The organism is Rhizobium sp. Leaf321, from assembly GCF_001423215.1.
GTDB classification, from domain to species: domain Bacteria; phylum Pseudomonadota; class Alphaproteobacteria; order Rhizobiales; family Rhizobiaceae; genus Neorhizobium; species Neorhizobium soli.
The window spans coordinates 1,335,722-1,336,205 of sequence record NZ_LMOF01000006.1 but is presented as its reverse complement, the minus strand read 5'-3'; the positions used below and the strand labels follow the sequence as shown (position 1 = coordinate 1,336,205).

Below are 484 nucleotides of genomic sequence, written 5' to 3'. Positions count from 1 at the left end.
GATGCCGACGATTTCGACTTCTTCACCAACCTTGACGATGCCACGCTCGACGCGACCGGTCACGACCGTACCACGGCCCGAGATCGAGAACACGTCTTCGATCGGCAGCAGGAACGGCTGGTCGATCGGACGCTCAGGCGTCGGGATGTAGGCGTCGACAGCTGCCATCAGTTCGCGAACGGCGTCTTCGCCGATCTTCTTGTTCGAATCTTCGAGAGCGGCCAGAGCCGAACCCTTGACGATCGGAATGTCGTCGCCCGGGAAGTCGTAGGACGACAGAAGTTCGCGGACTTCCAGTTCGACGAGCTCGAGGAGCTCTTCGTCGTCGACCTGGTCAACCTTGTTGAGGAACACGACGATCGCGGGAACGCCAACCTGACGAGCAAGCAGGATGTGCTCGCGGGTCTGTGGCATCGGGCCGTCGGCAGCCGAGCAAACCAAGATCGCGCCGTCCATCTGCGCTGCACCGGTGATCATGTTCTTG

1 protein-coding gene is annotated in these 484 nt (G+C 61.0%); it reads right to left on the bottom strand.

What is annotated here, in order from left to right:
• On the bottom strand, nt 1-484 hold a 484-nt coding region (locus ASF70_RS23635; RefSeq protein ID WP_244474016.1), incomplete at both ends, for a GTP-binding protein.